At 47.8% G+C, this 22,650-nt stretch carries 28 protein-coding genes; 21 read left to right on the top strand and 7 right to left on the bottom strand.

Features of this window, described 5'->3' with window-relative positions; genetic code table 11:
- Window positions 1-19: 19 nt before the first annotated feature.
- The 4 genes from QU605_RS05205 to QU605_RS05190 form a co-directional block, all read right to left on the bottom strand.
- Entirely contained in the window at window positions 20-358 is a 339-nt protein-coding gene (locus tag QU605_RS05205) for a P-II family nitrogen regulator (protein WP_289724218.1), read from the bottom strand.
- A 241-nt stretch (window positions 359-599) separates the two neighbouring features.
- Window positions 600-971 carry a fluoride efflux transporter CrcB gene (gene crcB, locus QU605_RS05200; protein WP_289724217.1) on the bottom strand — a complete coding sequence of 124 codons (372 nt, stop codon included), beginning with the start codon at window positions 969-971 and terminating at the stop codon, window positions 600-602.
- A gap of 69 nt (window positions 972-1,040) precedes the next feature.
- Window positions 1,041-1,220, bottom strand: coding sequence for a hypothetical protein (locus tag QU605_RS05195; RefSeq protein ID WP_289724216.1), 180 nt, complete (start codon window positions 1,218-1,220; stop codon window positions 1,041-1,043).
- Window positions 1,221-1,337: 117 nt separating this feature from the next.
- On the bottom strand, window positions 1,338-1,526 hold the full coding sequence (locus QU605_RS05190; protein WP_289724215.1) for a hypothetical protein: 189 nt from the start codon (window positions 1,524-1,526) through the stop codon (window positions 1,338-1,340).
- A gap of 42 nt (window positions 1,527-1,568) precedes the next feature.
- Between QU605_RS05190 and QU605_RS05185 the strand changes: the two genes are divergently transcribed.
- Window positions 1,569-1,955, top strand: a complete 387-nt coding sequence (locus QU605_RS05185) for a pyrophosphohydrolase domain-containing protein (protein ID WP_289724214.1) — start codon at window positions 1,569-1,571, stop codon at window positions 1,953-1,955.
- 31 nt (window positions 1,956-1,986) lie between these two features.
- Here QU605_RS05185 and QU605_RS05180 read toward each other — a convergent pair whose 3' ends face one another.
- Entirely contained in the window at window positions 1,987-3,054 is a 1,068-nt protein-coding gene (locus tag QU605_RS05180; protein ID WP_289724213.1) for a branched-chain amino acid aminotransferase, read from the bottom strand.
- Between the two features lie 105 nt (window positions 3,055-3,159).
- Between QU605_RS05180 and QU605_RS05175 the strand changes: the two genes are divergently transcribed.
- The 14 genes from QU605_RS05175 (at window position 3,160) to QU605_RS05110 (ending at window position 15,103) form a co-directional block, all read left to right on the top strand.
- Window positions 3,160-3,663, top strand: a complete 504-nt coding sequence (locus tag QU605_RS05175; protein WP_289724212.1) for a DUF4920 domain-containing protein — start codon at window positions 3,160-3,162, stop codon at window positions 3,661-3,663.
- A 1-nt stretch (window position 3,664) separates the two neighbouring features.
- Window positions 3,665-4,351, top strand: a complete 687-nt coding sequence (gene mnmC2, locus QU605_RS05170) for a tRNA (5-methylaminomethyl-2-thiouridine)(34)-methyltransferase MnmC2 (protein WP_289724211.1) — start codon at window positions 3,665-3,667, stop codon at window positions 4,349-4,351.
- 68 nt (window positions 4,352-4,419) lie between these two features.
- Window positions 4,420-5,331: a TIGR01777 family oxidoreductase gene (locus tag QU605_RS05165; protein ID WP_289724210.1), complete on the top strand. Its 912-nt coding sequence runs from the start codon at window positions 4,420-4,422 to the stop codon at window positions 5,329-5,331.
- Window positions 5,332-5,456: 125 nt separating this feature from the next.
- Window positions 5,457-6,008 carry a nucleotide exchange factor GrpE gene (locus QU605_RS05160; protein WP_289724209.1) on the top strand — a complete coding sequence of 184 codons (552 nt, stop codon included), beginning with the start codon at window positions 5,457-5,459 and terminating at the stop codon, window positions 6,006-6,008.
- A 4-nt stretch (window positions 6,009-6,012) separates the two neighbouring features.
- Window positions 6,013-7,131, top strand: coding sequence for a molecular chaperone DnaJ (dnaJ, locus tag QU605_RS05155; RefSeq protein WP_289724208.1), 1,119 nt, complete (start codon window positions 6,013-6,015; stop codon window positions 7,129-7,131).
- Between the two features lie 247 nt (window positions 7,132-7,378).
- A complete protein-coding gene (locus QU605_RS05150) occupies window positions 7,379-8,314 on the top strand; it encodes an ABC transporter ATP-binding protein (RefSeq protein ID WP_289724207.1) in 936 nt (311 codons plus the stop codon).
- On the top strand, window positions 8,307-9,644 hold the full coding sequence (locus tag QU605_RS05145; RefSeq protein WP_289724206.1) for an ABC transporter permease: 1,338 nt from the start codon (window positions 8,307-8,309) through the stop codon (window positions 9,642-9,644). The genes QU605_RS05150 and QU605_RS05145 overlap by 8 nt, the downstream gene beginning before the upstream one ends.
- A 4-nt stretch (window positions 9,645-9,648) precedes the next feature.
- A complete protein-coding gene (locus QU605_RS05140) occupies window positions 9,649-10,587 on the top strand; it encodes a mechanosensitive ion channel family protein (protein WP_289724205.1) in 939 nt (312 codons plus the stop codon).
- A 5-nt stretch (window positions 10,588-10,592) separates the two neighbouring features.
- Window positions 10,593-11,093, top strand: coding sequence for a GyrI-like domain-containing protein (locus QU605_RS05135; RefSeq protein WP_289724204.1), 501 nt, complete (start codon window positions 10,593-10,595; stop codon window positions 11,091-11,093).
- 13 nt (window positions 11,094-11,106) lie between these two features.
- Entirely contained in the window at window positions 11,107-11,874 is a 768-nt protein-coding gene (gene modA, locus QU605_RS05130) for a molybdate ABC transporter substrate-binding protein (protein WP_289724203.1), read from the top strand.
- On the top strand, window positions 11,867-12,271 hold the full coding sequence (locus QU605_RS05125) for a TOBE domain-containing protein (protein ID WP_289724202.1): 405 nt from the start codon (window positions 11,867-11,869) through the stop codon (window positions 12,269-12,271). The genes modA and QU605_RS05125 overlap by 8 nt, the downstream gene beginning before the upstream one ends.
- The gene (gene modB / locus QU605_RS05120; protein ID WP_289724201.1) at window positions 12,268-12,939 is read left to right on the top strand and encodes a molybdate ABC transporter permease subunit; all 672 of its coding nucleotides are present in this window, start codon (window positions 12,268-12,270) and stop codon (window positions 12,937-12,939) included. Before QU605_RS05125 ends, modB begins: the two co-directional genes overlap by 4 nt.
- Window positions 12,936-13,811 (top strand): sulfate/molybdate ABC transporter ATP-binding protein, encoded by an 876-nt coding sequence (locus tag QU605_RS05115; protein ID WP_289724200.1) that lies wholly within the window; start codon window positions 12,936-12,938, stop codon window positions 13,809-13,811. The genes modB and QU605_RS05115 overlap by 4 nt, the downstream gene beginning before the upstream one ends.
- A 128-nt stretch (window positions 13,812-13,939) precedes the next feature.
- Window positions 13,940-15,103 carry a sigma-54-dependent transcriptional regulator gene (locus QU605_RS05110; protein ID WP_289724199.1) on the top strand — a complete coding sequence of 388 codons (1,164 nt, stop codon included), beginning with the start codon at window positions 13,940-13,942 and terminating at the stop codon, window positions 15,101-15,103.
- Window positions 15,104-15,109: 6 nt separating this feature from the next.
- On the opposite strand, the gene QU605_RS05105 is transcribed toward QU605_RS05110, so the two are convergent.
- On the bottom strand, window positions 15,110-15,802 hold the full coding sequence (locus QU605_RS05105) for a hypothetical protein (protein ID WP_289724198.1): 693 nt from the start codon (window positions 15,800-15,802) through the stop codon (window positions 15,110-15,112).
- Window positions 15,803-16,004: 202 nt separating this feature from the next.
- Between QU605_RS05105 and QU605_RS05100 the strand changes: the two genes are divergently transcribed.
- From QU605_RS05100 to QU605_RS05085, 4 genes are all read left to right on the top strand, one after another.
- The gene (locus QU605_RS05100) at window positions 16,005-16,886 is read left to right on the top strand and encodes a PPK2 family polyphosphate kinase (RefSeq protein ID WP_289724197.1); all 882 of its coding nucleotides are present in this window, start codon (window positions 16,005-16,007) and stop codon (window positions 16,884-16,886) included.
- Between the two features lie 73 nt (window positions 16,887-16,959).
- On the top strand, window positions 16,960-18,342 hold the full coding sequence (locus QU605_RS05095) for a M20/M25/M40 family metallo-hydrolase (protein ID WP_289724453.1): 1,383 nt from the start codon (window positions 16,960-16,962) through the stop codon (window positions 18,340-18,342).
- Between the two features lie 61 nt (window positions 18,343-18,403).
- A complete protein-coding gene (locus tag QU605_RS05090; protein WP_289724196.1) occupies window positions 18,404-19,336 on the top strand; it encodes a peptidylprolyl isomerase in 933 nt (310 codons plus the stop codon).
- A 17-nt stretch (window positions 19,337-19,353) separates the two neighbouring features.
- A complete protein-coding gene (locus QU605_RS05085) occupies window positions 19,354-19,899 on the top strand; it encodes a YfiT family bacillithiol transferase (protein WP_289724195.1) in 546 nt (181 codons plus the stop codon).
- Window positions 19,900-19,976: 77 nt separating this feature from the next.
- On the opposite strand, the gene QU605_RS05080 is transcribed toward QU605_RS05085, so the two are convergent.
- Window positions 19,977-20,543: a thioredoxin family protein gene (locus QU605_RS05080; protein WP_289724194.1), complete on the bottom strand. Its 567-nt coding sequence runs from the start codon at window positions 20,541-20,543 to the stop codon at window positions 19,977-19,979.
- Between the two features lie 152 nt (window positions 20,544-20,695).
- Here QU605_RS05080 and QU605_RS05075 point away from each other — a divergent pair, with 152 nt between their 5' ends.
- Window positions 20,696-21,613 carry a bile acid:sodium symporter family protein gene (locus QU605_RS05075; protein WP_289724193.1) on the top strand — a complete coding sequence of 306 codons (918 nt, stop codon included), beginning with the start codon at window positions 20,696-20,698 and terminating at the stop codon, window positions 21,611-21,613.
- Window positions 21,610-22,650, top strand: a complete 1,041-nt coding sequence (locus QU605_RS05070; protein WP_289724192.1) for a 1-acyl-sn-glycerol-3-phosphate acyltransferase — start codon at window positions 21,610-21,612, stop codon at window positions 22,648-22,650. Before QU605_RS05075 ends, QU605_RS05070 begins: the two co-directional genes overlap by 4 nt.

The raw sequence follows: 22,650 nt of genomic DNA, 5'->3' as shown, positions 1-22,650 counted from the left end.
GTGCGTTTTGAGCGATTGGTTAGTTAATTCCGGTATGGCCGTTTTCCCCTGTTCTGATCCTGTATACATCGAGGACCTCGGAAATAAAGATCTTACCATCCCCCACGTTTCCGGTGTAAGCTGAATCCAGGAGGGTTTGTACGGTCCGGTCGAGGAAGTCATCAGACACTACGATGACCAGGAAACGCCTTTGGATATCTGAAGTGCTATAGGCTATGCCCCTGTATATATGTCCCTGCTTTTCATTTCCAACCCCGGTAACGTCCCAGTAGCTGAAGAAATTGACTTCAATCGCATGCAAGGCCTTTTTGACTTCGTCGAATTTGGATTTTCGGATGATCGCTTCCACCTTTTTCATGGAGTATAACTTTAGTTAATCGGTTCAAATATATAAGAAAATAGAAAATACCCCTATAAAAATAGGGGTGACTTGCATTTAAGTATCATTATAATAATTATACCCCTAATAAAATAGGGGTATAATAATAAAAATAGAAATGTTTCTATAGGTTATGACCAGACAGATCTAAATCAGGTTAGGGAAGGGTTTAAAGGGGGAAAAAATGACATGTGAAAAGTTCTGGCCGATCTGGCAGGGACTAGAAGCTCCGTGAGAGCCAGAAGCCGAGGGCTGTCGACAACAGGCCAATGATCAGACTTCCCCCTGTATACCGAAAAAACATTGCGTAGTTTTCTTCCCGCAGCAGGGTGAACATTTCCATTCCAAAAGTGGAAAACGTTGTGAAGCCTCCACAAAATCCAACACCTAAAAGGAGCATTACTTCTCCTGATACTGAATTTTCCTTTAACGAAAGCCCAACGAGAAAGCCCAATAGGAGACACCCAAGGATATTGACGAGGAAGGTCCCAAAATAAAATTGGGATTCACTGGAATTAAGATATCCGCTTATGAGGTAGCGCAGCGCACTACCTGTCCCACCGCCTAAAAAAATAAGGAGCAGGTGTTTCATTGGAATAAATCTCTTGAGGTGAATGTAACATGCAGGGCGGGACTCATGGGATCGAATTCAGAAGAGGGCTTAGATCGCCTTCTTCAAATCAGAGTCTGCCGATTTAAAATTGTACACTTTTTTAGTGTTCTCAGCTTTTTGTCCCAAAACCGCATCCCGGTTGAAAGTAAATCGAAGGGAGGTGCTGAACGTTAGCAGAAGCACATTCAGGACGACAAGCGCTATGAATATGGTAATAAAAATCACCATCGGTAAAGGTTGTTTAATTGGCTAACGCAAATGTACGGCAATTCTTATATTTTCAACAATCTTTTTCGTAAAACGTTGTAAATGAATTGAAAACCTTTGTGGATGGTTCGAAATTCGTTACGGTCTAAGAATGTATTTCAGGAATACCAGAAGCGAGACAAACCCGATAAAAAAAATGAGAACCCAGACAACACCCTTGTACTGCTCACGCTGCCAATTCCTGTCCTTTCGATACATTCGAATGATTACAGCGACAAAAACAAGGACAAAAGCGATTGCAAAAATGAGTTGCCCGGTGGTGAACATATTTTTTATTTTAGCGCAAAGCTAAACCAAACCCCTACATAAATGAAAGAAAAAATAAAGGCTGTTGCCGAATTTCACCGCGCCTTTGGTCTGGGAATTTCAGAGGAGCCTACTGCTGATCTGGGCAGGCGGAAAAATGCGCTGCGTTTCAGCCTAATGCAAGAGGAGAACCAGGAATATTATGAAGCAGCCCAGAATGGCGATATGGTCGAGGTGGCCGATGCCCTGGGGGATATGCTCTATATCTTATGCGGCACGATACTCGAACACGGAATGCAAGAGAAAATCGAGGCAGTATTTGCCGAAATACAGCGGAGCAATATGAGCAAATTGGGATCCGATGGTAAACCGGTTTACAGGGAAGATGGCAAGGTGCTTAAGGGACCAAACTACTTTAAACCCAATATCGCCATTGTTCTGGATACTTAAAAAAAAAAGCCCGCTCCAGCGGGCTTTTCTATTACTTAACAGGGTATCTCCAGTCAAAGGGATCTTCAGCACGGTTGTACTGAATGTCGGTAATGCGCTTTTTGAAATGTGCTGCATAGCTCTCTTCGAGTTGTGGCAATTCATACCGCTGTCCCTTATATCCAAAACTGCTAATCGGGGAGATGACTGCTGCCGTCCCAGAACCGAACATTTCTTTTAACGCCCCGTTTTTCTGAGCCTCCAGCAATTCCTGAACACTGATTTTGCGAACTTCAGTCGGAATGTTTTCAGCTTCGGCCAGTTTAAGAATACTTTTCCGTGTAACCCCATCCAGGATGCGGTCAGAGGTAGGGCTGGTGAGGAGGGTATCTCCGATGCGAACAAAAATATTCATCGCTCCGGCCTCTTCAATATATTCGTGGGCGTTATCGTCGGTCCAAATAACCTGCTGATAGCCATCGGCCACCGCGAGTTGAGTAGGGTAGAACTGACCGGCATAGTTTCCTCCGGCTTTTGCATACCCGACACCCCCATTGGCAGCTCTTGAATAGGTTTCTTCGATACGGACACCGACCTTTCCTGCGAAATAAGACCCGGATGGGGAGCAGGCAATTATGAAGGTGTACTCATCTGCCGGTGAGGCGTGAAACCCCCGTCCTGAAGCAAAAATAAAGGGTCTTATATACAGCGAGCTTCCCTCGGTCCTCGGGATCCACTCATGGTCTGTCTCAACAAGTGTTTTAAGCCCTTCCATAAAAATGTCTTTCGGTACTTCGGGTATGGCGAGTCGTTTCGCAGAAATGTTTAGACGTTTCTGGTTTTCTTCGGGACGGAATAACCATACCCCTCCCTTGGAATCCTTATAAGCTTTCATACCCTCGAAAATCGTTTGACCATAGTGAAAGACTTTCGCAGAAGGATCCAGTGAAATGGCCTGATACGGCACTACCTTTGGATCTTGCCAGCTACCGTCTTTAAAGGTGCAGATAAACATGTGATCGGTATTGACCTTTCCAAATGGAAGGTTCGAAAAGTCAACGTTTGCCAGCTGGGAATCTGTTGTTTTCTGGACGGGAATTTGAAGAGTTGATAAATCCATACGCCTGATTTTGCAGTTTAAAATTACGTAAATTAAATCAGTACTCCTTTTAATTTATCCCTTAAAATCAAGAGATTTGCAAACTCAGGCTGTAAACTGACGACTATGAAATATTTTAACATTTTCCTTATCATTTTTTCACTTCTTTTCGGATGTAAAGAGGTCAAAACCGAGATGAAAACCCCCACTGAGGCTGAAGAAAGCCCATCGTTTGTCCTGGCTGGCGCACCCCTTACCGACGGAGTAATCTATGAACAATCTGAGCTCGGTCAGGTATTTGCAGACTTGAAACCGGGAGATTCGCTTAGTACGCGTTTTGAGGCGGAAGTTGCTGAAGTATGCCAGGCCAAAGGTTGCTGGATGCGTGTAAACCTGCCCAACGATGAATCTGTGATGGTCCGGTTTAAGGATTATGGATTTTTTGTTCCCAAGGATATCAGTGGGAAAACAGTTGTTGTTGAAGGAAGGGCATTTATCTCTGAAGTTGATGAAGATGAGCGCCGGCATTTGGCCGAAGATGCAGGAGCATCAGATTCGCTCATTGCGCAGATCAGGGGTTCTGAATTCGAGAACGGTTTCGAGGCTACTGGTGTTCGAATCTTGCAGTAGGATGGAGCGCAGGATCGTGCGGACCTCGGACGGGTCAAAGACCATTCAGCTGACCGACTGGAATGAGCAGTACCATTCAATGCATGGCGCGGTTCAGGAAGCCTATCACGTTTTTATTCAAGCAGGACTCGGGCAATTTTCCGACAGGGAACTGGAGATCCTCGAAATTGGCTTTGGAACTGGGTTGAATGCGCTGATCACCCTTTTGGAAGCTCCTTCCCATAACCTGAGCATAGCGTATACCTCCCTGGAAATGTACCCGGTACCTCAATCGGAGTGGAGTCAACTGGACTATGGATCCGATCTTGATTACCCCTCAGCAGCTCAGTTATTTAAACAACTGCATTTAAGTCCCTGGAACGAACCCGTAACCATCGGACCGGGTTTTTCACTTTGCAAACGGAAGTCGGATGTAAGGGAGTTTGCAACTGAGCATCCTTCTTTTGATCTGATTTATTTCGATGCTTTTGGCGCCCGGGTACAACCCGATCTCTGGACACTTGATATTTTTGAACGCATGTATAAGGCACTGAGGCCCGGGGGGATTCTGGTCACTTACGCGGCTAAGGGAAGTGTTCGAAGAGCCATGCAAACTGCCGGGTTTGTCACAGAACGCTTGCCCGGACCTCCCGGGAAACGGGAAATGTTAAGAGCCTCAAAACCCGCTTTGTCAGGTATTCCGGCCTAAAGTGTTAAATCCCCTATAATCTCTACGGCCCTCGGCGGGTAAAGCACTATTTTTGCATAAAAATAGCTTTGAAAGTACTCATAACAGGGGCTACGGGTCTCGTAGGTAAGGAACTGGTTACTCAACTCCGTAAGAAAGGTATGGGAGTGCATTACCTGACAACCTCCCGCGCTAAAATCCGGGACGAAGGTGATGTAAAAGGCTTTTTCTGGGATCCCGCTGCCGCATATATTGATCCTGCCAGCTTTGAGGGGGTCAAATGTATTATAAACCTTGCCGGGGCTACAATTTCTAGGCGCTGGACTGCTTCCTACAAAAAGCAGATCCAGCAGAGCCGGACGGATAGCCTGAATACATTAAAAGGCGGTTTGAACGCCCTCGATTCTCATGAAGTTGAATACGTGCTTTCTGCCTCTGCAATTGGGATATACCCGGATTCAGTAACCGATTTATACACGGAACAATCCGAAATTTCCGGCCAGGGGTTTTTGGCTGAAACCGTTCAGCTGTGGGAAAGTGCGGCCCTGGAATTTGAAACTATGGGTCTTCCTTTGGGGATTATGCGGATTGGTTTGGTACTCTCAAAAAAAGGTGGAGCCCTTCCGGAAATTGTCAAACCCGTTCGGCTGGGGGTGGGTGCTCCACTGGGAAGTGGACAGCAATGGCAGTCTTGGATTCACCTGGAGGACCTCGCTTCAATGATGATTTTTTCCCTGGAGGAGCGCCTGGAGGGGATTTATAACGCTGTGGCCCCGAATCCGGTCACCAATCAAAAACTCACTCAGGAAATTGCACGCATCCTCGGCAAACCCCTGTGGCTGCCAAAAGTTCCTTCCTGGGTACTTTCAGCTGTTTTTGGCGAAATGTCTAACCTCCTCCTGGCCAGCCAGCGCGTCAGTTCGGAAAAGATCGCTATGGAAGGGTTCAAATTTACTTACCACAATGTGCATCAGGCTTTGGAAAATTTACTGACTCCCTGAGATATCTGCCGGCGATGCTGCCGGAATCCTATTACTATTGCCGATTTTTAGTGACATTTTGACATTTTCTTAGAAATGGCAGTACTTTTGCCATCATTTAAGCGATGTAAATTTTGAATTTTCGTATGAATAAGGATAAAGAAATCAACGAACAGGACGATTTGTTGCAGGATCAGGAGGCGACTCTGGAAAACGGACAGCAGCAGGAAGCCAATGGAGAAGAGCGATCTGAAGAAGAGGTTCTAAAAGAGGAGTTGGGCAAGGAAAAAGATAAGTTTCTCAGGCTTTTTGCTGAATTTGAGAATTATAAGAAGCGCACCACGCGGGAACGGATGGATCTCTATAAGACAGCAGGGCAGGAGGTGATTTCAGCCCTTCTTCCTGTAATGGATGATTTTGACAGGGCTGTACGTGAAATAGACAGGTCGGAGGATTCTGAACTCTTCAAAGGGGTAACCCTTATACAGAATAAATTCCGCGATACCTTAAAGGCAAAGGGCCTGGAGGAAATTGAAGTGAAAACTGGGGATACCTTCGATCCAGAGGTGCACGAAGCAGTGACGCAGATTCCCGCTCCGGATAAGAAACTGGTAGGGAAGGTTATAGATGTTATCGAAAAAGGATACAAACTCGGGGATCGGATAATCCGGCATCCTAAAGTGGTTGTAGGAAAATAAGCTTATGAAGGAGGATTATTACGAAATACTGGGAGTCGAAAAAAACGCATCGGCCAGCGAAATCAAAAAGGCTTACCGAAAAAAAGCGATCGAATTTCACCCGGATCGGAATCCCGGAGATTCTGCTGCTGAAGAGAATTTTAAAAAGGCGGCCGAAGCGTATGAAGTGCTGAGTGATTCCGATAAAAAGGCACGTTACGACCGTTTTGGTCATGCTGCTTTTGAAGGGAATGGAGGTTTCGGTTCCGGCGGCATGAATATGGAGGACATCTTCAGCCAGTTCGGAGATATCTTCGGGGGTGCATTCGGAGGTGCATTTGGTGGCGGTTTCGGCGGTTTCGGGGGTGGACAGGCCCGCGTTAAAGGAAGTAACCTTCGTATTCGTGTGAATCTCAGTTTAGAGGAAGTCGCCAACGGAGTCGAGAAAAAAATTAAAGTAAAGCGCAAAATTCAGGCATCTGGAGTGACCTACAAGACTTGTGCTGCCTGTGGAGGTAGCGGGCAAGTGACACGGGTGACCAATACAATCCTGGGCCGGATGCAAACAGCTACTGCCTGTACAACCTGCGGGGGATCCGGGCAGGTGCTCGATCATAAGCCAGCAGGCGCAGACGCCCACGGACTGATTGCTCAGGAAGAGACGGTCTCTATAAAAATACCTGCAGGGGTCGAGTCGGGTATGCAGCTCAAAGTTTCCGGAAAGGGGAATGAGGCTCCGGGGAACGGGATACCTGGGGATCTTCTGGTTGCTATTGAAACCAAAGAACATCCGACCTTAAAGCGGGAAGGGGACAACCTTCATTACGATCTGTATATCAGTATCCCGGATGCAGTTTTGGGAACCTCCAAGGAAATAGATACCGTAGGGGGAAAAGTGAGGATTAAACTGGAGTCCGGTTTACAATCCGGTAAAATCCTCAGATTGCGAAATAAAGGGATAAAGAGCATTAACGGATATGGCACCGGCGATTTACTCGTTCATGTTAACGTCTGGACTCCTAAAGAGCTGAGCAAGGAACAACGAGAGTTTTTCGAACGTATGCAAAACGATGAAAAATTTGAACCAAAGCCAGAGAAATCTGATAAATCTTTCTTTGAGAAAGTAAAGGATATGTTCTCCTGAGGATAATTGCGTCCCATTAAAATAAAAAATGTATATTTGACTTGATATTGGGACTCCAATATTAATTTTCTTTTTCATAGCAATTTTTTTCCCATCCTTAAATTCGTTTAAGGATGGGTTTTTCTTTTAAAGCCGCGCCCCATTTTTGCAAGCTTTACCGCCAGTGTTAAAAAGCCCGGGTTGAAGCGCAGATCGTGCAATAGTTAGTCCTGAATACCTATCTTTAAACCACTCAAATCAAATCGGTATGGATCCCATTCTTTCCATCAGGGAAGTCAGTAAATCTTTCGGGAATTTTAAGGCACTGGACGGGGTATCGCTCGAGGTTCCAACACATTCTATTTACGGTTTGCTGGGTCCGAATGGGGCTGGTAAGACAACGCTGATTCGGATCATTAATCAAATTGCTTTTCCGGATCAGGGGCAGGTATATCTCGGAGGGGAACCGCTTAAGCCTGAACATGTGGCTCAAATTGGCTATCTACCCGAGGAACGCGGCCTGTACAAAAACATGAAAGTAGGGGAGCAGGCACTCTATTTGGCCCAGCTCAAAGGACTTTCCAGGGCTGATGCCCACAGGGAACTGAACTACTGGTTCGAAAAACTTGAAATCGGGGACTGGTGGAACCGCAAGGTTCAGGAACTCTCCAAGGGTATGGCTCAGAAAATCCAGTTTATTACAACGGTACTGCACAGGCCCAGACTCCTTATTTTCGATGAACCATTCAGTGGGTTCGATCCGATTAACGCGGCGTTGATAAAGGATCAAATCCTGGAATTGCGAAATGAGGGAGCTTCGATAATTTTTTCAACACACCGGATGGAATCCGTTGAGGAACTCTGCGAGTACATTGCACTGATCCATCGGTCTCATAAGATTTTGGAGGGAAGGTTATCTTCTATAAAAAAGGCTTACCGAAGCAATGAATTCAGGGTGCGATGGATGCCCTCAAAGCAGGAGGATGGGCTGAACGGGATGGAAGCTTTGGCACCGGTGGTTCGGTCCGCCTTTCACTCCGATGAAGGTATCTGGGATTTTGTGGTCAGCCTGGAGGATGCAAACCAGGGTGACTTTATGAATTACCTCACCCGGCGAGGTGTTTTATCCTCATTTCAGGAGGTCGTTCCATCAGTCAATGATATTTTCATTCAAACCGTTCAAAAGCAGGAGGCCCATGCGTAAACTTGGATTGATTATTCGACGGGAATACCTCGCCAAGGTCCGCAATAAATCCTTTGTAATCATGACGTTCCTGAGCCCGATACTCCTGGTGGGAATGGTAGTCCTGATTGCATATCTCACCAAGATCAATGACAACGAAAAACGCATTGTGGTGGTTTTAAACGAGAGTGGCCACTTCCAGCAGGAATTCCTTCCGCAGCCCGGGCTTGCTTTTGTGATGATGCGGGATATTTCAATTGAGGAGGCCAAGGACAGCACACTTTCCCTCGGTTATTACGGCTTGCTCCACCTCGAGGACCGGGGCCCGCTTGACAAAGTAGTTGAAAGCGCATATTTTTTTACCCGCGAGGCCCCCAGTACACAGGTACTGGAACATATTGAACGTATTCTGGAGCGGGAATTACGTGCCTACCGCCTGGAGGAATTGGGAATGAGCCCGCAGACGTACGCCAATCTCGGGAAGGGTTATGAGATCAACACTGCCACCTTTGCCGGGGAACGCAGCGGTAAGGGGATCAACGAATTTAAGGCTCTTGTGGGGGGTGGTTTTGGATACCTCATAATGATGTTCATTATTATATACGGGGGGTTTGTAATGCGTTCCGTTATAGAGGAGAAGACCAGCCGTATTATTGAAATTATCATTTCATCGGTCAAACCTTTTCAACTTATGCTCGGGAAAATCATCGGGACTTCCCTGGCGGGGGTCACCCAATTCCTGATATGGATCATATCCGCTTCGCTGCTGATGGTTCTCGCCCTGATCTTTTTGGACCTTGATCCCGCCATTTTATTGGAGAGGCCCGGGACTCCGGGCATGGACCCTGCCTTTCCGGTTGACGGGCTTCCGGCCGATGCGACCACATCTCTATTAATAGAGGAGTTCCTGAAAATCCCCATGGGCCTGATGATCGGTTTCTTTCTGATTTATTTTGTGCTCGGATACCTGATCTACAGTTCAATTTACGCGGCTATTGGAGCCGCGGTGGATAATGAGACGGATACACAACAGTTTATTTTTCCCATAATCCTGCCGTTGATGCTGGCGATATATGTGGGGTTCTTTTCTGTTTTTTCGAATCCACATGGCCCGATTGCAGTGGGATTTTCTATTTTTCCACTGACTTCACCCATTGTGATGATGATGCGCCTTCCGGGTGGCGTGGGTGAGGGGGGCGTTCCCATTTGGGAGCTCGTACTTTCGATTTTTCTTTTGGTCGTAACATTTTTAGGGATCGTTTATCTGGCCGCAAAAATTTACAGGGTAGGTATCCTGATGTACGGTAAAAAGCCTACATATCGGGAATTGTTCAAATGGCTAAAGTATTAGGTTGATGATGCAGGAAAATTCAAATGAAGTAAATGATTTTATTGAGAGTGACCTCTGGGAAAGTATCAGTGAGTTTCTCAATACCGGGATACATCTGGGAGAAGGGGATAAAGGATTCCATTTAACTTTTGGGATTTTGATCATGGTCAGCCTTTCCCTGATCGCTACCAAGTATTTGATGGGCTGGACCCGAAAGCTTATTACCCGCAGGATGGATCGGGATGATAAGATGAAGTTCATCACCATCTTTAAGTATGTAAAGTACCTGATCTATATGGTGGTCATTTTATTGACCATGAGTTCTGCCGGAATCGACATCACACTCCTGATCACCGCTTCGGCAGCCCTTTTTGTGGGTATTGGCCTGGCCCTTCAGGAATTGTTTCAGGATATTATGGGAGGCATACTGATCGTCGTGGACAAAACCCTGAGGGTTGGTGATATCGTGGAAGTGGACGGACGGGTTGGGAAAATCCTGGAAATCCGTTTACGGACTACGCTTGCGCATACCAGAGATGATAAAGTTATGGTGATCCCGAACCATAAGTTTATGAATGATACGGTATTTAACTACACCCAGAACCACCGCCTGACAAGGGAGTCCATTAAAGTGGGTGTAGCTTACGGCAGTGATGTAAAGCTCGTCTCCCGCCTGCTTTTAGAGGCCCTTGAGGGGGAGGAAGGAATCCTGAAACATACTGAACCCTTTGTAATGTTCGACGATTTCGGGGATTCCGCCCTGATGTTTTCAGTCCATTTTTACATCGATGACGCCTTTATGGAGCTTCGACTGAAAAGTCGTATCAGATATCGGATTGACGCCTTATTCCGCAAAAACGGGGTGAAAATTCCATTTCCTCAGCGGGATGTGCACTTTTATTCGCATACACCACTTACAATTGACAGGGATACAGAACCTGATGGTTCAGGCCAAAGCAACTAATGCCAATGCAGTTCGATCAGCCGAGATTCGAAAACTTTTCAGGGACCCTCCTTGTGGGTATGCGAACGCATATGAGTCTAAAGGAGAATACCACCCGGGACCTGTGGAGCCGTTTTATGCCAGCCCGTAAGGAAATCCGGAATGTCAGAGGGTCGGACCTCTACTCGGTGGAGGTTTATGATGACACCACTTTTTTCAGGAATTTTGATCCTGGAAAAACCTTTGAAAAATGGGCAGCTGTAGCGGTGGATACCCTTACTGAGACCCTCCCTGTTGGGATGGAGCGCTTAGAGATAGAAGCGGGGTTGTATGTCGTCTTTTCCTATACGGGGTTTCCGAGTGAAGCCCATAAAATGTACGCCTATATTTATGGGCAATGGATGCCTGATTCGGGTTACGAACCTGATTCCAGACCCCATTTCGCATTGATGGGATCCGGCTATAAAGGGGAGCATCCGGAGTCTCAGGAAGAATTGTGGATCCCCGTGCGAAAAAGAATGAGTTAATACGATGTCGGAAATGAAGTTTTATCTTCAATTTTTCCTGTCACTTTTTTGGTTGACACTACTTACTTCCTGTGGAAATGGAAATACCGGAGGCGTCCTGACCGTAGCGGCTGCTTCGAATACCCAGTTCGCTTTGGAAGAAATCACACAGGCTTTTACAGCTCAAACAGGTATTTCATGTCATCTGGTAACGAGCTCTTCGGGTAAATTGACGGCCCAGATTTCCGAGGGTGCGCCTTACGACATCCTGGTTTCCGCAGACATGAAGTACCCCATGCAACTCTATAGGGAAGGGCTTACGATTGGCCGCCCTGCGACCTATGCCTACGGCAAATTGGTGCTTTGGACCACCCAGCAGGGAATTGAGCCGGCCCTGGGAACCCTCGGGAGAACTGAAATCCGTTATATTGCACTTGCCAACCCGAAAACAGCCCCGTATGGGGCAGCAGCTATGGAGGTATTACAGTCTCGTAACCTGGAGGTTGCCCTGAAAGATAAATTCGTTTTTGGCGAGAGTGTCGGGCAGGTCAACCAATTTATAAGTTCCGGGTCTGCTCAAATCGGATTTACGGCCATGTCTGTGGTGACATCCCCCAGGTTCCGGGATTCAGGACGTTGGGTAGCACTGGATACCGCGTCCTACCAGCCCATTGCACAAGGCGTGGTGGTGATCCGGAAAAAGGACAGTGAGCAGGAAGAGGCGAAGCTGTTCAGGGATTTTCTATTTACCGATCAGGCAAAGGGAATACTGGGAAAGTACGGATACGCAAGCCATGAATAAGTTTGACGGACATATTGCAGAAATTCAGACCCATGAACAGCTCTCAAAAGTAACTGCAGTCCTGGAGGGTGGATTGCGGATTCAGGCTATGGTTATTGAAACACCAGATACGGCGGATTACATGGTTGAGGGTGGAAAAATATCGGTCCATTTCAAGGAAACCGAAGTAATCCTGTGCCTCCCGGAAACCTCCGGCATCAGCGAACCCAATCAGGTACAAGGAATCATTGTCTCCCTGGAATCCGGTGTCTTACTCACCTGGGTTTGCCTTCAAACTAAAATTGGGGATATCGGAGCGGTCATTCCCTCAGATGCCGTAAAGGCGTTGGACTTATCGATAGGGAAAAAGGCTGTAGCCTGCGTAAAAACAACGGAAGTAATGCTCTCGGTAATATGAGTTGGGATCCGCTAATACTGACTTTTAAACTCGCATTGGTCACCACGGCTATCCTGTTGGTGCTTTCCATTCCTTTGGCTTATTGGCTGGCCTATTCGAAGGTCCGCTTAAAACCCATCGTGGAAACACTGGTAAGCATGCCCCTGGTCCTTCCGCCAACGGTACTGGGTTTTTATTTTTTGATCGCATTTAGTCCCCGAAATGAATTTGGTGCCTTCCTGGACGAGTGGTTTGGATTGCAATTCGTCTTTTCCTTTCCAGGCCTGGTGCTCGCATCGGTGTTTTACAGTCTGCCTTTTATGGTACATCCCATACAGTCGGGCCTTTCAGGGCTGCCTGCGTCCCTGAGGGAAGCGTCTTACCTGATGGGGTATTCAAAATTCAGGACCCTGCTCAATGTTTTACTACCGAATATCCGACCGGCTTTGCTGACGGGGATCGTCCTTTCTTTTGCGCATACCGTAGGGGAGTTCGGGGTAGTCCTGATGATTGGGGGCAATATTCCCGGGCAGACAAGGGTTGCCTCCATTGCCATTTACGATGAGGTAGAGGCTTTGAACTACGGAACGGCAAACGTCTATTCGGCCATACTTTTTTCAGTGACATTTATGATTTTGCTCCTTGTTTACCTGGTCAACGGGGGGTATTTAAAAAAATATTGGAGATGATTGGGTGTAGGGTTGAAAAGGATTTGAATGCTTCAGGGGGTGGTATACACCTCAGCCTGAATCTCGATATTCCCAAAGGTGCGCTGGTAACACTTTATGGAAAATCCGGGGTTGGGAAGACTTCAGCACTTCGAATCCTGGCTGGCCTGCTCACTCCGGATACAGGGACCATTGTGGTTAATGGGAAGGTTTGGTTTGATGCTGAAAAAAAGATAAACCTCAAACCCCAGCAGCGTAAGATTGGATTTGTCTTTCAGGACTATGCCCTCTTCCCCAATATGACGGTGCGTCAGAACCTCGAATACGGTGGAGGTCGGCAATCCGACCCCCTTTTGGTGGATTCTCTGATGGATATGGTGGCCCTTAAGGATCTCCAGGGACGGTTGCCGGCTACCCTCTCAGGGGGTCAGAAACAGCGGGTTGCTCTGGCCAGGGCCCTGGTCCAGAAACCGGATATTTTGCTCCTGGATGAACCCTTGTCCGCACTTGATATGGGTATACGTGCCAAACTCCAGGATGACATCCTTCGGGTCCATCGCGAGTTTGGCCTGACCACTCTTTTAATCAGTCATAATCTGGGGGAGATCTACCGCCTTTCTGACCGGGTTATTATGATGGAAGGGGGCAAGGTAGTAAAGGAGGCCACCGCAGATGAATTATTTGCCGATCGGGATATAAGCGGCAAATTTAAGTTTACGGGGGAAGTTGTGCGCATTGAGGAAGCCGAAATCCTCTTTATCGTTCATGTGCTGATTCAGAATCAGGTGGTAAAGGTGGTTTCCCGGGCTTCTGAGATCGAAGGCCTACAGATCGGGGATACGGTACTGGTGGCTTCCAAGGCCTTTAATCCGGTACTTTACAAACTTGGTTGATGGTTTCTTATGGTTTCCTTCGTTTTCAGACATGGATCTTCATAATTTTGAATCTGGAACGGTTCTTGAAAAACGTTTGGCAGGAATCCCTTTTGTTTGCGGGAATCCCCCACTTTAAAACTCCATAGATGTCGAAAATATTAGTAATTGAAGATGAAGCCGCCATTCGCAGGGTGTTGGTTAAAATATTGAACGAAGAAAACGAGGCGTACCAGATCGAAGAGGCATCTGACGGGGCTGCCGGCATGCTAAAGATCCGGCAGTCCGATTATGACCTTGTACTTTGCGATATCAAAATGCCAAAAATGGATGGGGTTGAAGTGCTGCAGGAAGCTCGGAAGGAAAAACCTGAAATTCCTTTTATCATGATTTCCGGCCATGGAGACCTGGATACAGCAGTTCAGACGATGCGTCTCGGTGCCTTTGACTACATATCCAAGCCGCCTGATCTGAACCGCCTGCTGACGACAGTACGCAACGCCCTGGACCGGAAACAACTGGTTGTGGCCAATAAGCGCCTTAAAAAGAAGGTTGGCAAGAAGTTCGAGATGATCGGAGAGAGTCCTGAAATACAGAGCATCAAGGAGATCATTGAGAAAGTGGCCCCCACAGATGCACGGGTATTGATTACGGGTTCCAACGGTACGGGAAAAGAACTGGTCGCACATTGGGTTCATGAAAAAAGCACGCGTTCCAGCGCCCCTTTTATAGAGGTGAATTGTGCAGCCATACCTTCTGAACTCATAGAAAGTGAGCTCTTCGGACATGTAAAGGGGGCTTTTACCTCTGCGGTTAAGGATCGGGCGGGGAAATTCGAAGCAGCCAATAAAGGAACCCTTTTTCTCGATGAGATAGGGGATATGAGTCTATCGGCTCAGGCCAAGGTTTTGAGGGCCCTCCAGGAAAATAAGATTTCAAGGGTAGGTTCAGATAAAGATATCAGTGTGGATGTCCGTGTAGTAGCGGCCACAAATAAGGATTTGCAAAAGGAAATTGAAGCGGGTCGGTTTCGTGAGGACTTGTATCACAGACTCGCTGTAATTCTCATTCGCGTCCCTGACCTGAATGAAAGGCGTAAGGATATCCCGCTTCTTATCGCTCACTTTGCCAATAAGATTAGCGAAGAGCAGGGTTCAGTAGCGAAATCCTTCAGCGAGGATGCGATACGCCTGCTACAGGAGTACGACTGGACCGGAAACATACGCGAACTCCGAAATGTTGTGGAGCGCCTTATTATATTGGGTGGGCAAGAGGTCAGTGCCGAGGATGTAGCCCTTTTTGCAAGTAAATGAGCTAACCTACAAACTGCAGTCCCTGAGTTCGTCCAGCGCCTTTTGCGTAATTTCTTTGGTTCTCAGGTTGTAAAAACGTTTGGCGGGCGTCTGATCGTTGCGCTCGAGTTGTTTTTCACAGTGAGAATAGACCCTTTTGACAAAGATAAGTGCTTCCTCACAAGGGACTCCCTGCACAACTTCATTCAGGGAATTCTGATAGGTAATCAAAGCCTCTTCAATTTTGGCCTCAATGGCTTTATCGGCTTTTAGGATCCGGCTGGCCTGGGTATGCTTGCTTTCTTTGGTGTCAACATTCATAAGGCGTTGCCAAAAGGGAGGGGTATGGGTTTTATCGTGTTGCTCGAGGGCCTCCTCTCCGGCCAGGATGTAATCCATGGCGCGGGACAGGGGTATGCGAGTCCCTTCCAGGGTAGATACCTGGGTGGCTAATTTCAGGTTCTCCAGGCTTTCAAGAAGGTTTTTTCGCGCATAATCACATCCGCAATCCTGTAATTGGGTCCGCGAGCGTTCAATGGCATTAACCGCATTAAAGGCGTGGTATCGAATGAGCTGAATATCAGCTTCTTCGAGTGCCTGGGTGGTCTGTTCACCTATATACTCAATTAGGGATTCGGTATTGATACAAGCTTCTTCCGTGGTAGCGGATATCAGGAAAAACCAGCCTCCAATACAGAGAATGTAGCGTAGTAGTTTCATAACATAAGTTTCAAGCTGGCACAAAGGCCAGGTTGGATTTGGGTGAGGTAAAAGTACCCCACACTGTTTGCCGGGTCGAATTTTTTCGACTATAGACCCTTACTTAACGGCCTGTGACATGAGGGAGTTACAGTAGCTCGTTAAAGGGTCCTATTTAATGGAGGAATTGCACGAAGACCCCAATTTGTTTTATCTTTCAAGCATGAAAAAAATCAAAGCATCAGATTATCAGGCCGATGCAGCATGCAAACTCGCTGGCCTTGAAACCTACGAGGATTTTGGGCTTAGCGATAAGAAGTTGGAAAAGCGCCTTTTAAAGGTGCGTCGGGAACTGGGCGATTTCCAGGATAAGATGTACGCCCATGGTAAATATGCCGTGCTCGTATGCCTGCAGGGAATGGATACCGCAGGTAAAGATTCGCTTATTCGTGAGGTTTTCAAGGATTTTAACGCCCGGGGGGTTGTGGTACACAGCTTTAAGGTGCCCACAGAACTGGAGCGGAAGCACGATCATCTGTGGCGCCATTATATCGCGCTACCGTCCCGCGGAAAGTTCGGTGTATTCAACCGTACGCATTATGAAAATGTGTTGGTCACCCGTGTCCATCCGGAATATATCCTTGGGGAGTTTCTCCCGGATGTCAATAAAGTGGAAGATGTAGATGACGCATTTTGGGACCAGCGCTTCCGCCAGATCAACGATTTTGAGCGGAACCTTGCCGAAAACGGTACCCTTATTTATAAATTTTTCCTGCATATTTCAAAAGAGGAGCAGCGACAACGTTTGTTGAGGCGACTCAGGCTACAAAGGAAGAATTGGAAATTTTCCCCGGATGACCTGGATGAACGCGAATACTGGGACCAGTACAAGCGCTATTACGAGGATGCCATCCAACGCACATCAAAAGAACATGCCCCATGGTTTGTGATTCCCTCGGACAGTAAGGAAGGTGCCCGGCTTATCGTGGCGAGTATTTTACTGGAATTGCTCGAACAATATGACGATATACGCGAACCCGAACTGGATCCGGAAATTAAAGCGCATATTGAACAGTACCGCAATGAATTAAGAAAAGAGGGCTGAAATGAAGAGAGGTATGACTACAGGGATAGCGACCACAACCAAAGGCAGGATTAGACTCGGACTGGTATTGCTAATGATTTTTGCAGGAATAGGGATCGGATCTGCACAACAAGCGGACGTTCAAATGTTGCGGGAGATTTATACCGCCTCCTTAAAAGAGGGCAAGTCTTATGACTGGTTGAACCATTTGTCCAATCAGATCGGTGGGAGGTTGTCAGGATCCGTTCAGGCGGAACAAGCCGTAACCTACACAAAGAAGGAATTAGATGTGCTGGGCCTGGACCGGGTATGGCTGCAACCTGTCATGGTGCCAAAATGGGTCCGGGGTACTCCTGAGTTTGCGTATATCGAGAGCGAACCTGGAGAAACAAATAATGTTCCTGTTTGCGCGCTGGGAGGTTCAGTAGCGACACCGGCAGGCGGAATTAAGGCATCCGTGATTGAAGTACAGGGGGTCGAAGACCTTGCCAAACTTGGGAAAAGCCAGATTGAGGGTAAAATTGTTTTTTACAACCGTCCTATGGATCCTACCCTTATCAATACATTTGAGGCCTATTCGGGTTGTGTGGACCAGCGCTATTCCGGGGCCGAGGAAGCGGCGAAATTCGGAGCTGTCGGCGTGGTAGTGCGATCCATGAATCTGAGTATAGATGATCATCCCCATACAGGCTCGATGAGTTATGGGGAACTGGAACTGACCGAGCGGATTCCCGCAGCCGCCATCAGCACAAAAGGGGCAGATTTATTGAGTACGACCCTTAAACTAAATCCTGAAATCAAGTTTTTCCTGCGTCAGAATTGCCGGCAATTGCCCGATGTGCAGTCTTATAATGTGATCGGCGAAATTCGGGGTAGTGAGTTCCCTGAAGAAGTAATCGTCGTCGGGGGGCATCTGGATTCATGGGACCTTGGCGATGGTTCTCATGACGATGGGGCGGGATGTGTACAAAGTATGGAAGTTCTGAATCTGCTTAAGAAGGTTGGATACCAGCCCAGGCGGACCATTCGGGTAGTCTTATTTATGAATGAGGAAAATGGCCTCCGGGGTGGCCGGAAATACGCCGAAATTGCTAAGGAAAAAAATGAAAAACACCTCTTTGCCCTCGAAAGTGATGCCGGTGGCTTTACCCCCAGAGGTTTTTCTTTTGATTGTACCCAGGAGGAATTCAACCGGATCCTTACCTGGAAAAACCTCTTTGAACCCTATCTCGTGCACCAGTTCATACGCGGGGGCAGCGGGGCGGATATCGGTCCCCTGAAAGATCAGGGTTTGGTGCTCTCAGGGCTGCGTCCGGATTCCCAGCGTTATTTCGATTACCACCATGCCGAAACCGATACGTTTAAGGCAGTCAGCAAGCGGGAACTGGAACTGGGGGCTGCGGCCATGACCAGCCTGGTATACCTGGTAGATCGCTACGGGTTCATTTCTTCCAGCGCTTTACCGGATCGTCAGTAATTCGCAAACACTACATTTCGATCCTTTGGTTTTCCGTAACTTTGCCGCCAAAACACGGAATATGGACAATGGAATTTATGCGAAGTTCGCTACAGAAAAGGGAGATATCCTCCTGAAACTAACCCATGACAAAACACCTGGCACGGTCGGTAATTTTGTTGGTCTGGCTGAAGGAAAGGTCGCGAACCAGGCAAAAAAAGAGGGTACCCCATACTACAACGGGCTTAACTTTCACAGGGTTATCCCAGATTTCATGATACAGGGAGGGTGCCCACAGGGAACGGGTACCGGAGATCCCGGCTATAAATTTGATGATGAGTTTCACCCGGACCTAAAGCACGATGTGCCCGGAGTGCTTTCCATGGCAAACGCCGGACCCGGAACAAATGGAAGCCAGTTTTTTATCACACATGTACCCACGCCCTGGCTCGATCAGAAACACACCGTTTTTGGCCACGTGGTTGAAGGACAGGATGTCGTGGATTCCATTGCACAAGGGGATAAAATAGAATCCCTGGAGATCGTTCGCGTTGGAGCGGAAGCCGAAGCCTGGGATGCTGTAGCCGCTTTTGAGGCCTTTCGCAAGGGTAAGGAAGCTCGATTGGCCGCGGAGCGGGAAGCGCAGGAAGCCCAATTGTCATCCCTTTCTGAAGGTTTTGAAAAAACAGCCTCCGGATTGAGGTATAAAGTACTGGAGGCGGGCAACGGTAAAAAACCCGCGAAAGGACAACGGGTATCTGTTCATTACAAAGGGGCCCTTTTGGACGGTACCGTATTCGACAGCTCCTTTGAGCGAAATCAGCCAATTGAATTTGCCATTGGCACGGGCCAGGTGATACCGGGCTGGGATGAAGGCATCAGCCTCCTTGGTGTAGGCGATAAAGCCCGTTTTATCATCCCTTCTGACCTGGCGTATGGATCAAGAGGGGCAGGTGGGGTCATTCCCCCAGACGCCATTCTGGTTTTTGATGTGAGCCTGGAGGGTATCTCCTAATTTGAATATGCACTGAAATGGAGGACAGAGAAGTCGACATACTCCGCTATCCCATTGGTCTTTATGTGGCACCCGATCCAATTACGGATGACGTTCTCATGGACTGGATCGATGCGCTGGCGGGGTTTCCAGACAGACTTTCTGCCCTTGTGACCCCGCTTACAGAAGAGCAGTTGAATACCCCTTACAGGGATGGAGGCTGGACGGTGCGACAGGTAGTCCATCACCTTTCAGATAGCCATCATAATTCCTATATACGCTTTAAATGGGCGTTGACTGAGGAATCCCCACTGATAAAAGTATACGACGAAAAGGGCTGGGCAGCCCTGGAGGATGCTGCTTCCGGCCCTATTTCGCTATCTCTGGATCACTTGAAGGCGGTACACCAAAAACTTGTATACTTACTCAAACATCTGGACCGCGCTGAACTCAAAAGGGGTTTTGTACACCCTGAAAGCGGCTTTACCAGCCTTGAGGAAAATGTAGGTCGCTATGTATGGCATGGAAATCACCACTTTGCGCATATCGACCGCTTGCTTCAATCCAGGGGATGGCAGGGCTGATTTTAAGTTTCCCACCTTTGCCTTTTGCGGCCTGCAAATGCCGAACCGCCGGGGAAATTACCTTTTCAAATCCTTTTTCAGGGGAAATCGACCTTCCATTTGATATTGCAGCCGATACTCGGTTTTTGGTTTTCGGAAATGGGCCGGTTTTCAAGCAGGCAATCCAGAGCCTTCCTGAGATCTTTTCCGCTAACAGGAATGTTATTCCCGGGGCGGGAATCGTCCAGTTGCCCCCTGTAAACCAATAAATCATCCGAATCAAATAGATAGAAATCGGGGGTGCATGCGGCCTGATAATTCTGGGCGGTTTCCTGGGTGGCATCATAGAGATATGGAAAGGTGTACCCTTCGGACTTTGCGGTTTCCCGCATCCTATCGGGATGGTCCTGGGGATAGTTCTCCACATCATTACTGGAAATAGCAATAATACCGATACCCCTTTCCACATAGTCCTTTCCCAACCTAACGAGTTCGGGGTTCACGTGTATCACAAAAGGGCAGTGATTGCATATAAACATCAGTAGGGTGCCGCGGTTCCCTTTTAGATCGGCAAAGGAACAAATCTTACCACTTACGGTATCTGGCAGTAAAAAATCAGGGGCTTTGGTGCCCAGGGGGAGCATGGTACTTGGAGTTCTGGCCATCTTGCTATTTGTATCGAATCCTAAAGGTATTAAATACTTGTAAATTCCTTACATACTCCCTATCTTCTCGTCGATGCTTATGGGGCATATACGGGAAAACCACCCCGGAAAATGGAACAGAAACTTAGAATTCACAGCTGATGGTTTTGGGTATGGATGCACAGATAGATCAGTTGCGGATCAATTTTGACAGTGGGGCGCTCTGGACGATGAACATCGCACTGGCCCTGGTGATGTTCGGGATTGCCCTTGAAATCAAACCGGCAGATTTCCGTCAGGTTCTTCGAAATCCCAGGGCGGTGTTAACTGGCGTATGCTGCCAGTTTCTCCTTCTGCCAGCCCTGACATTTTTGCTGATCTGGTGGTGGCAACCTCAGCCGAGTTTTGCACTGGGGATGATCCTTGTCGCATCCTGCCCCGGGGGAAATGTTTCGAATTTTATGTCTCACCTCTGTAGGGGAAATACAGCCCTTTCGGTTAGTTTGACCGCTATCGCGACCCTTCTTGCCGTAATAATGACCCCTTTGAACTTACAGGGCTGGGGTAGTCTGTACCAGCCGTCTGCGGCCTTGCTCACCGATGTTCATATCAACCTCTGGGAGATGGTGCAACTGGTAGCGCTTTTGCTGGGGCTTCCCTTGATTACAGGAATGTTAGTTGGGTATTGGAAGCCAGAACTCGCGAAACGAATGGCCAAAATATTTAAGGTGGTGTCCCTGCTTTTCTTTGTGCTTTTGATCTTTATTGCCCTCTACAACAATCGGGATATCTTTATGGATTATGTGGGTCTTGTTTTTGCCCTGGTCTTTTTTCACAACCTCTCAGCGTTTCTCCTGGGTTATACTTCCGGCCGGGTGATGAGATTACCCTTTCGGGATGTAAAAAGCATCACCATTGAAACCGGGATACAAAACTCCGGCCTGGGATTACTGCTAATCTTTACCTTTTTTGAGGGCCTCGGGGGTATGGCGCTTATTGCCGCGTTCTGGGGTATCTGGCATCTGGTATCAGGACTGGCCCTGTCCGCTATCTGGGGTGGTATTCCGATACGGAAGGAATCCGTGCTATGAAGACCTATTTGTACCTTGCTTTTAAACGGATTATCCGGACCGGGTTTCATTGTTATTACAGAGAAATCCGAATGTGCCACATGGAGCGCGTTCCCACGGATCGCCCCGTAATGATTCTTCCTAATCACCAGAGCGCGCTCATGGACCCTTTGCTTTATGCGGCCTTTGCCAAAGGGAAGCCTTATTTTCTGACCCGTTCCGATGTCTTTCAGAATCGGGTTTTGAAATGGATTTTTGAAGGTCTCCGGATGATGCCTGTCTATCGCCTTCGCGATGGACGCGAAACCCTGGGTCGGAATCAGGAGGTGTTTGAGCGTTGTGCCGCCCTTTTTTCCCAGGGAGAACAACTCCTGTTGTTCCCTGAGGCCAACCATAGCCTCAGGCGTCGGGTACGCCCATTGAGCAAGGGATTTACACGCATCCTTAGCCAGGGATATACGCAACATCCGGAACTGGATATCGCTATCGTACCTGCAGGTATGAATTATCAGGCAGCGGCCCGCTTTCCCGATCGGGTTGCCATGTTTTTTGGGCAACCGATCAATACCCTGGGATACTGGTCAGAACAAAGACAGGAACTCGATTTCAACCCATTGAGGGAATGCGTTTTTGAAGCGATTACCGAACTCACCACACATGTCCCTACAGACATGAATTACGAAAAATGGGAAGCTGCCCTTGAGGAAGGAGGCACGGATTTCCTCGATCCGGAAACGGTAAATTTGCAGTTTAAAAAAGAAAGCCCACCTGTGCGAAAAAAAAGCAGGGGAGGGAAATCCCTGGCGGGGCACTTGTGGGACTGGGAATTCCGCCTTATCAACGCCCCGGTATGGCTCCCCTGGCGATGGATATCAAAAAACAAAGTTCCGGAGCCGGAGTTTATGAGCACTTTCCGGTTTTTGTACTGCCTGATTGTTTTCCCGCTGTATTTTTTGCTGGCGGGGGTTCTACTCTCCCTTTTTACGTCGGTGCTAACGGCAATAACTGCCCTCTCACTCCTATTTCTGCACAACTTTATCTACGTCAAACTCCGATAG

The sequence above is a fragment of the Robiginitalea aurantiaca genome (assembly GCF_030380815.1).
GTDB lineage: Bacteria > Bacteroidota > Bacteroidia > Flavobacteriales > Flavobacteriaceae > Robiginitalea > Robiginitalea aurantiaca.
Note: the sequence above shows the minus strand (reverse complement) of the source record. Positions and strands in the feature narration are given on the sequence as shown.

Bases quoted from the DNA above. Each gene is read 5' to 3' on its own strand.
- QU605_RS05140 (WP_289724205.1), top strand. From the start codon at position 9,649: ATGATGCAGGAAAATTCAAATGAAGTAAATGATTTTATTGAGAGTGAC.
- QU605_RS05195 (WP_289724216.1), bottom strand. From the start codon at position 1,220: ATGGTGATTTTTATTACCATATTCATAGCGCTTGTCGTCCTGAATGTG.
- modA (WP_289724203.1), top strand. From the start codon at position 11,107: ATGAAGTTTTATCTTCAATTTTTCCTGTCACTTTTTTGGTTGACACTA.
- QU605_RS05080 (WP_289724194.1), bottom strand. From the start codon at position 20,543: ATGGCCAGAACTCCAAGTACCATGCTCCCCCTGGGCACCAAAGCCCCT.
- QU605_RS05090 (WP_289724196.1), top strand. From the start codon at position 18,404: ATGGACAATGGAATTTATGCGAAGTTCGCTACAGAAAAGGGAGATATC.
- QU605_RS05185 (WP_289724214.1), top strand. From the start codon at position 1,569: ATGAAAGAAAAAATAAAGGCTGTTGCCGAATTTCACCGCGCCTTTGGT.
- QU605_RS05095 (WP_289724453.1), top strand. From the start codon at position 16,960: ATGATTTTTGCAGGAATAGGGATCGGATCTGCACAACAAGCGGACGTT.
- QU605_RS05070 (WP_289724192.1), top strand. From the start codon at position 21,610: ATGAAGACCTATTTGTACCTTGCTTTTAAACGGATTATCCGGACCGGG.
- modB (WP_289724201.1), top strand. From the start codon at position 12,268: ATGAGTTGGGATCCGCTAATACTGACTTTTAAACTCGCATTGGTCACC.
- QU605_RS05105 (WP_289724198.1), bottom strand. From the start codon at position 15,802: ATGAAACTACTACGCTACATTCTCTGTATTGGAGGCTGGTTTTTCCTG.
- QU605_RS05100 (WP_289724197.1), top strand. From the start codon at position 16,005: ATGAAAAAAATCAAAGCATCAGATTATCAGGCCGATGCAGCATGCAAA.
- QU605_RS05145 (WP_289724206.1), top strand. From the start codon at position 8,307: ATGCGTAAACTTGGATTGATTATTCGACGGGAATACCTCGCCAAGGTC.
- QU605_RS05150 (WP_289724207.1), top strand. From the start codon at position 7,379: ATGGATCCCATTCTTTCCATCAGGGAAGTCAGTAAATCTTTCGGGAAT.
- mnmC2 (WP_289724211.1), top strand. From the start codon at position 3,665: ATGGAGCGCAGGATCGTGCGGACCTCGGACGGGTCAAAGACCATTCAG.
- QU605_RS05190 (WP_289724215.1), bottom strand. From the start codon at position 1,526: ATGTTCACCACCGGGCAACTCATTTTTGCAATCGCTTTTGTCCTTGTT.
- QU605_RS05175 (WP_289724212.1), top strand. From the start codon at position 3,160: ATGAAATATTTTAACATTTTCCTTATCATTTTTTCACTTCTTTTCGGA.
- dnaJ (WP_289724208.1), top strand. From the start codon at position 6,013: ATGAAGGAGGATTATTACGAAATACTGGGAGTCGAAAAAAACGCATCG.
- QU605_RS05160 (WP_289724209.1), top strand. From the start codon at position 5,457: ATGAATAAGGATAAAGAAATCAACGAACAGGACGATTTGTTGCAGGAT.
- QU605_RS05075 (WP_289724193.1), top strand. From the start codon at position 20,696: ATGGATGCACAGATAGATCAGTTGCGGATCAATTTTGACAGTGGGGCG.
- QU605_RS05205 (WP_289724218.1), bottom strand. From the start codon at position 358: ATGAAAAAGGTGGAAGCGATCATCCGAAAATCCAAATTCGACGAAGTC.
- QU605_RS05085 (WP_289724195.1), top strand. From the start codon at position 19,354: ATGGAGGACAGAGAAGTCGACATACTCCGCTATCCCATTGGTCTTTAT.
- QU605_RS05180 (WP_289724213.1), bottom strand. From the start codon at position 3,054: ATGGATTTATCAACTCTTCAAATTCCCGTCCAGAAAACAACAGATTCC.
- QU605_RS05115 (WP_289724200.1), top strand. From the start codon at position 12,936: ATGATTGGGTGTAGGGTTGAAAAGGATTTGAATGCTTCAGGGGGTGGT.
- QU605_RS05125 (WP_289724202.1), top strand. From the start codon at position 11,867: ATGAATAAGTTTGACGGACATATTGCAGAAATTCAGACCCATGAACAG.
- QU605_RS05110 (WP_289724199.1), top strand. From the start codon at position 13,940: ATGTCGAAAATATTAGTAATTGAAGATGAAGCCGCCATTCGCAGGGTG.
- crcB (WP_289724217.1), bottom strand. From the start codon at position 971: ATGAAACACCTGCTCCTTATTTTTTTAGGCGGTGGGACAGGTAGTGCG.
- QU605_RS05135 (WP_289724204.1), top strand. From the start codon at position 10,593: ATGCAGTTCGATCAGCCGAGATTCGAAAACTTTTCAGGGACCCTCCTT.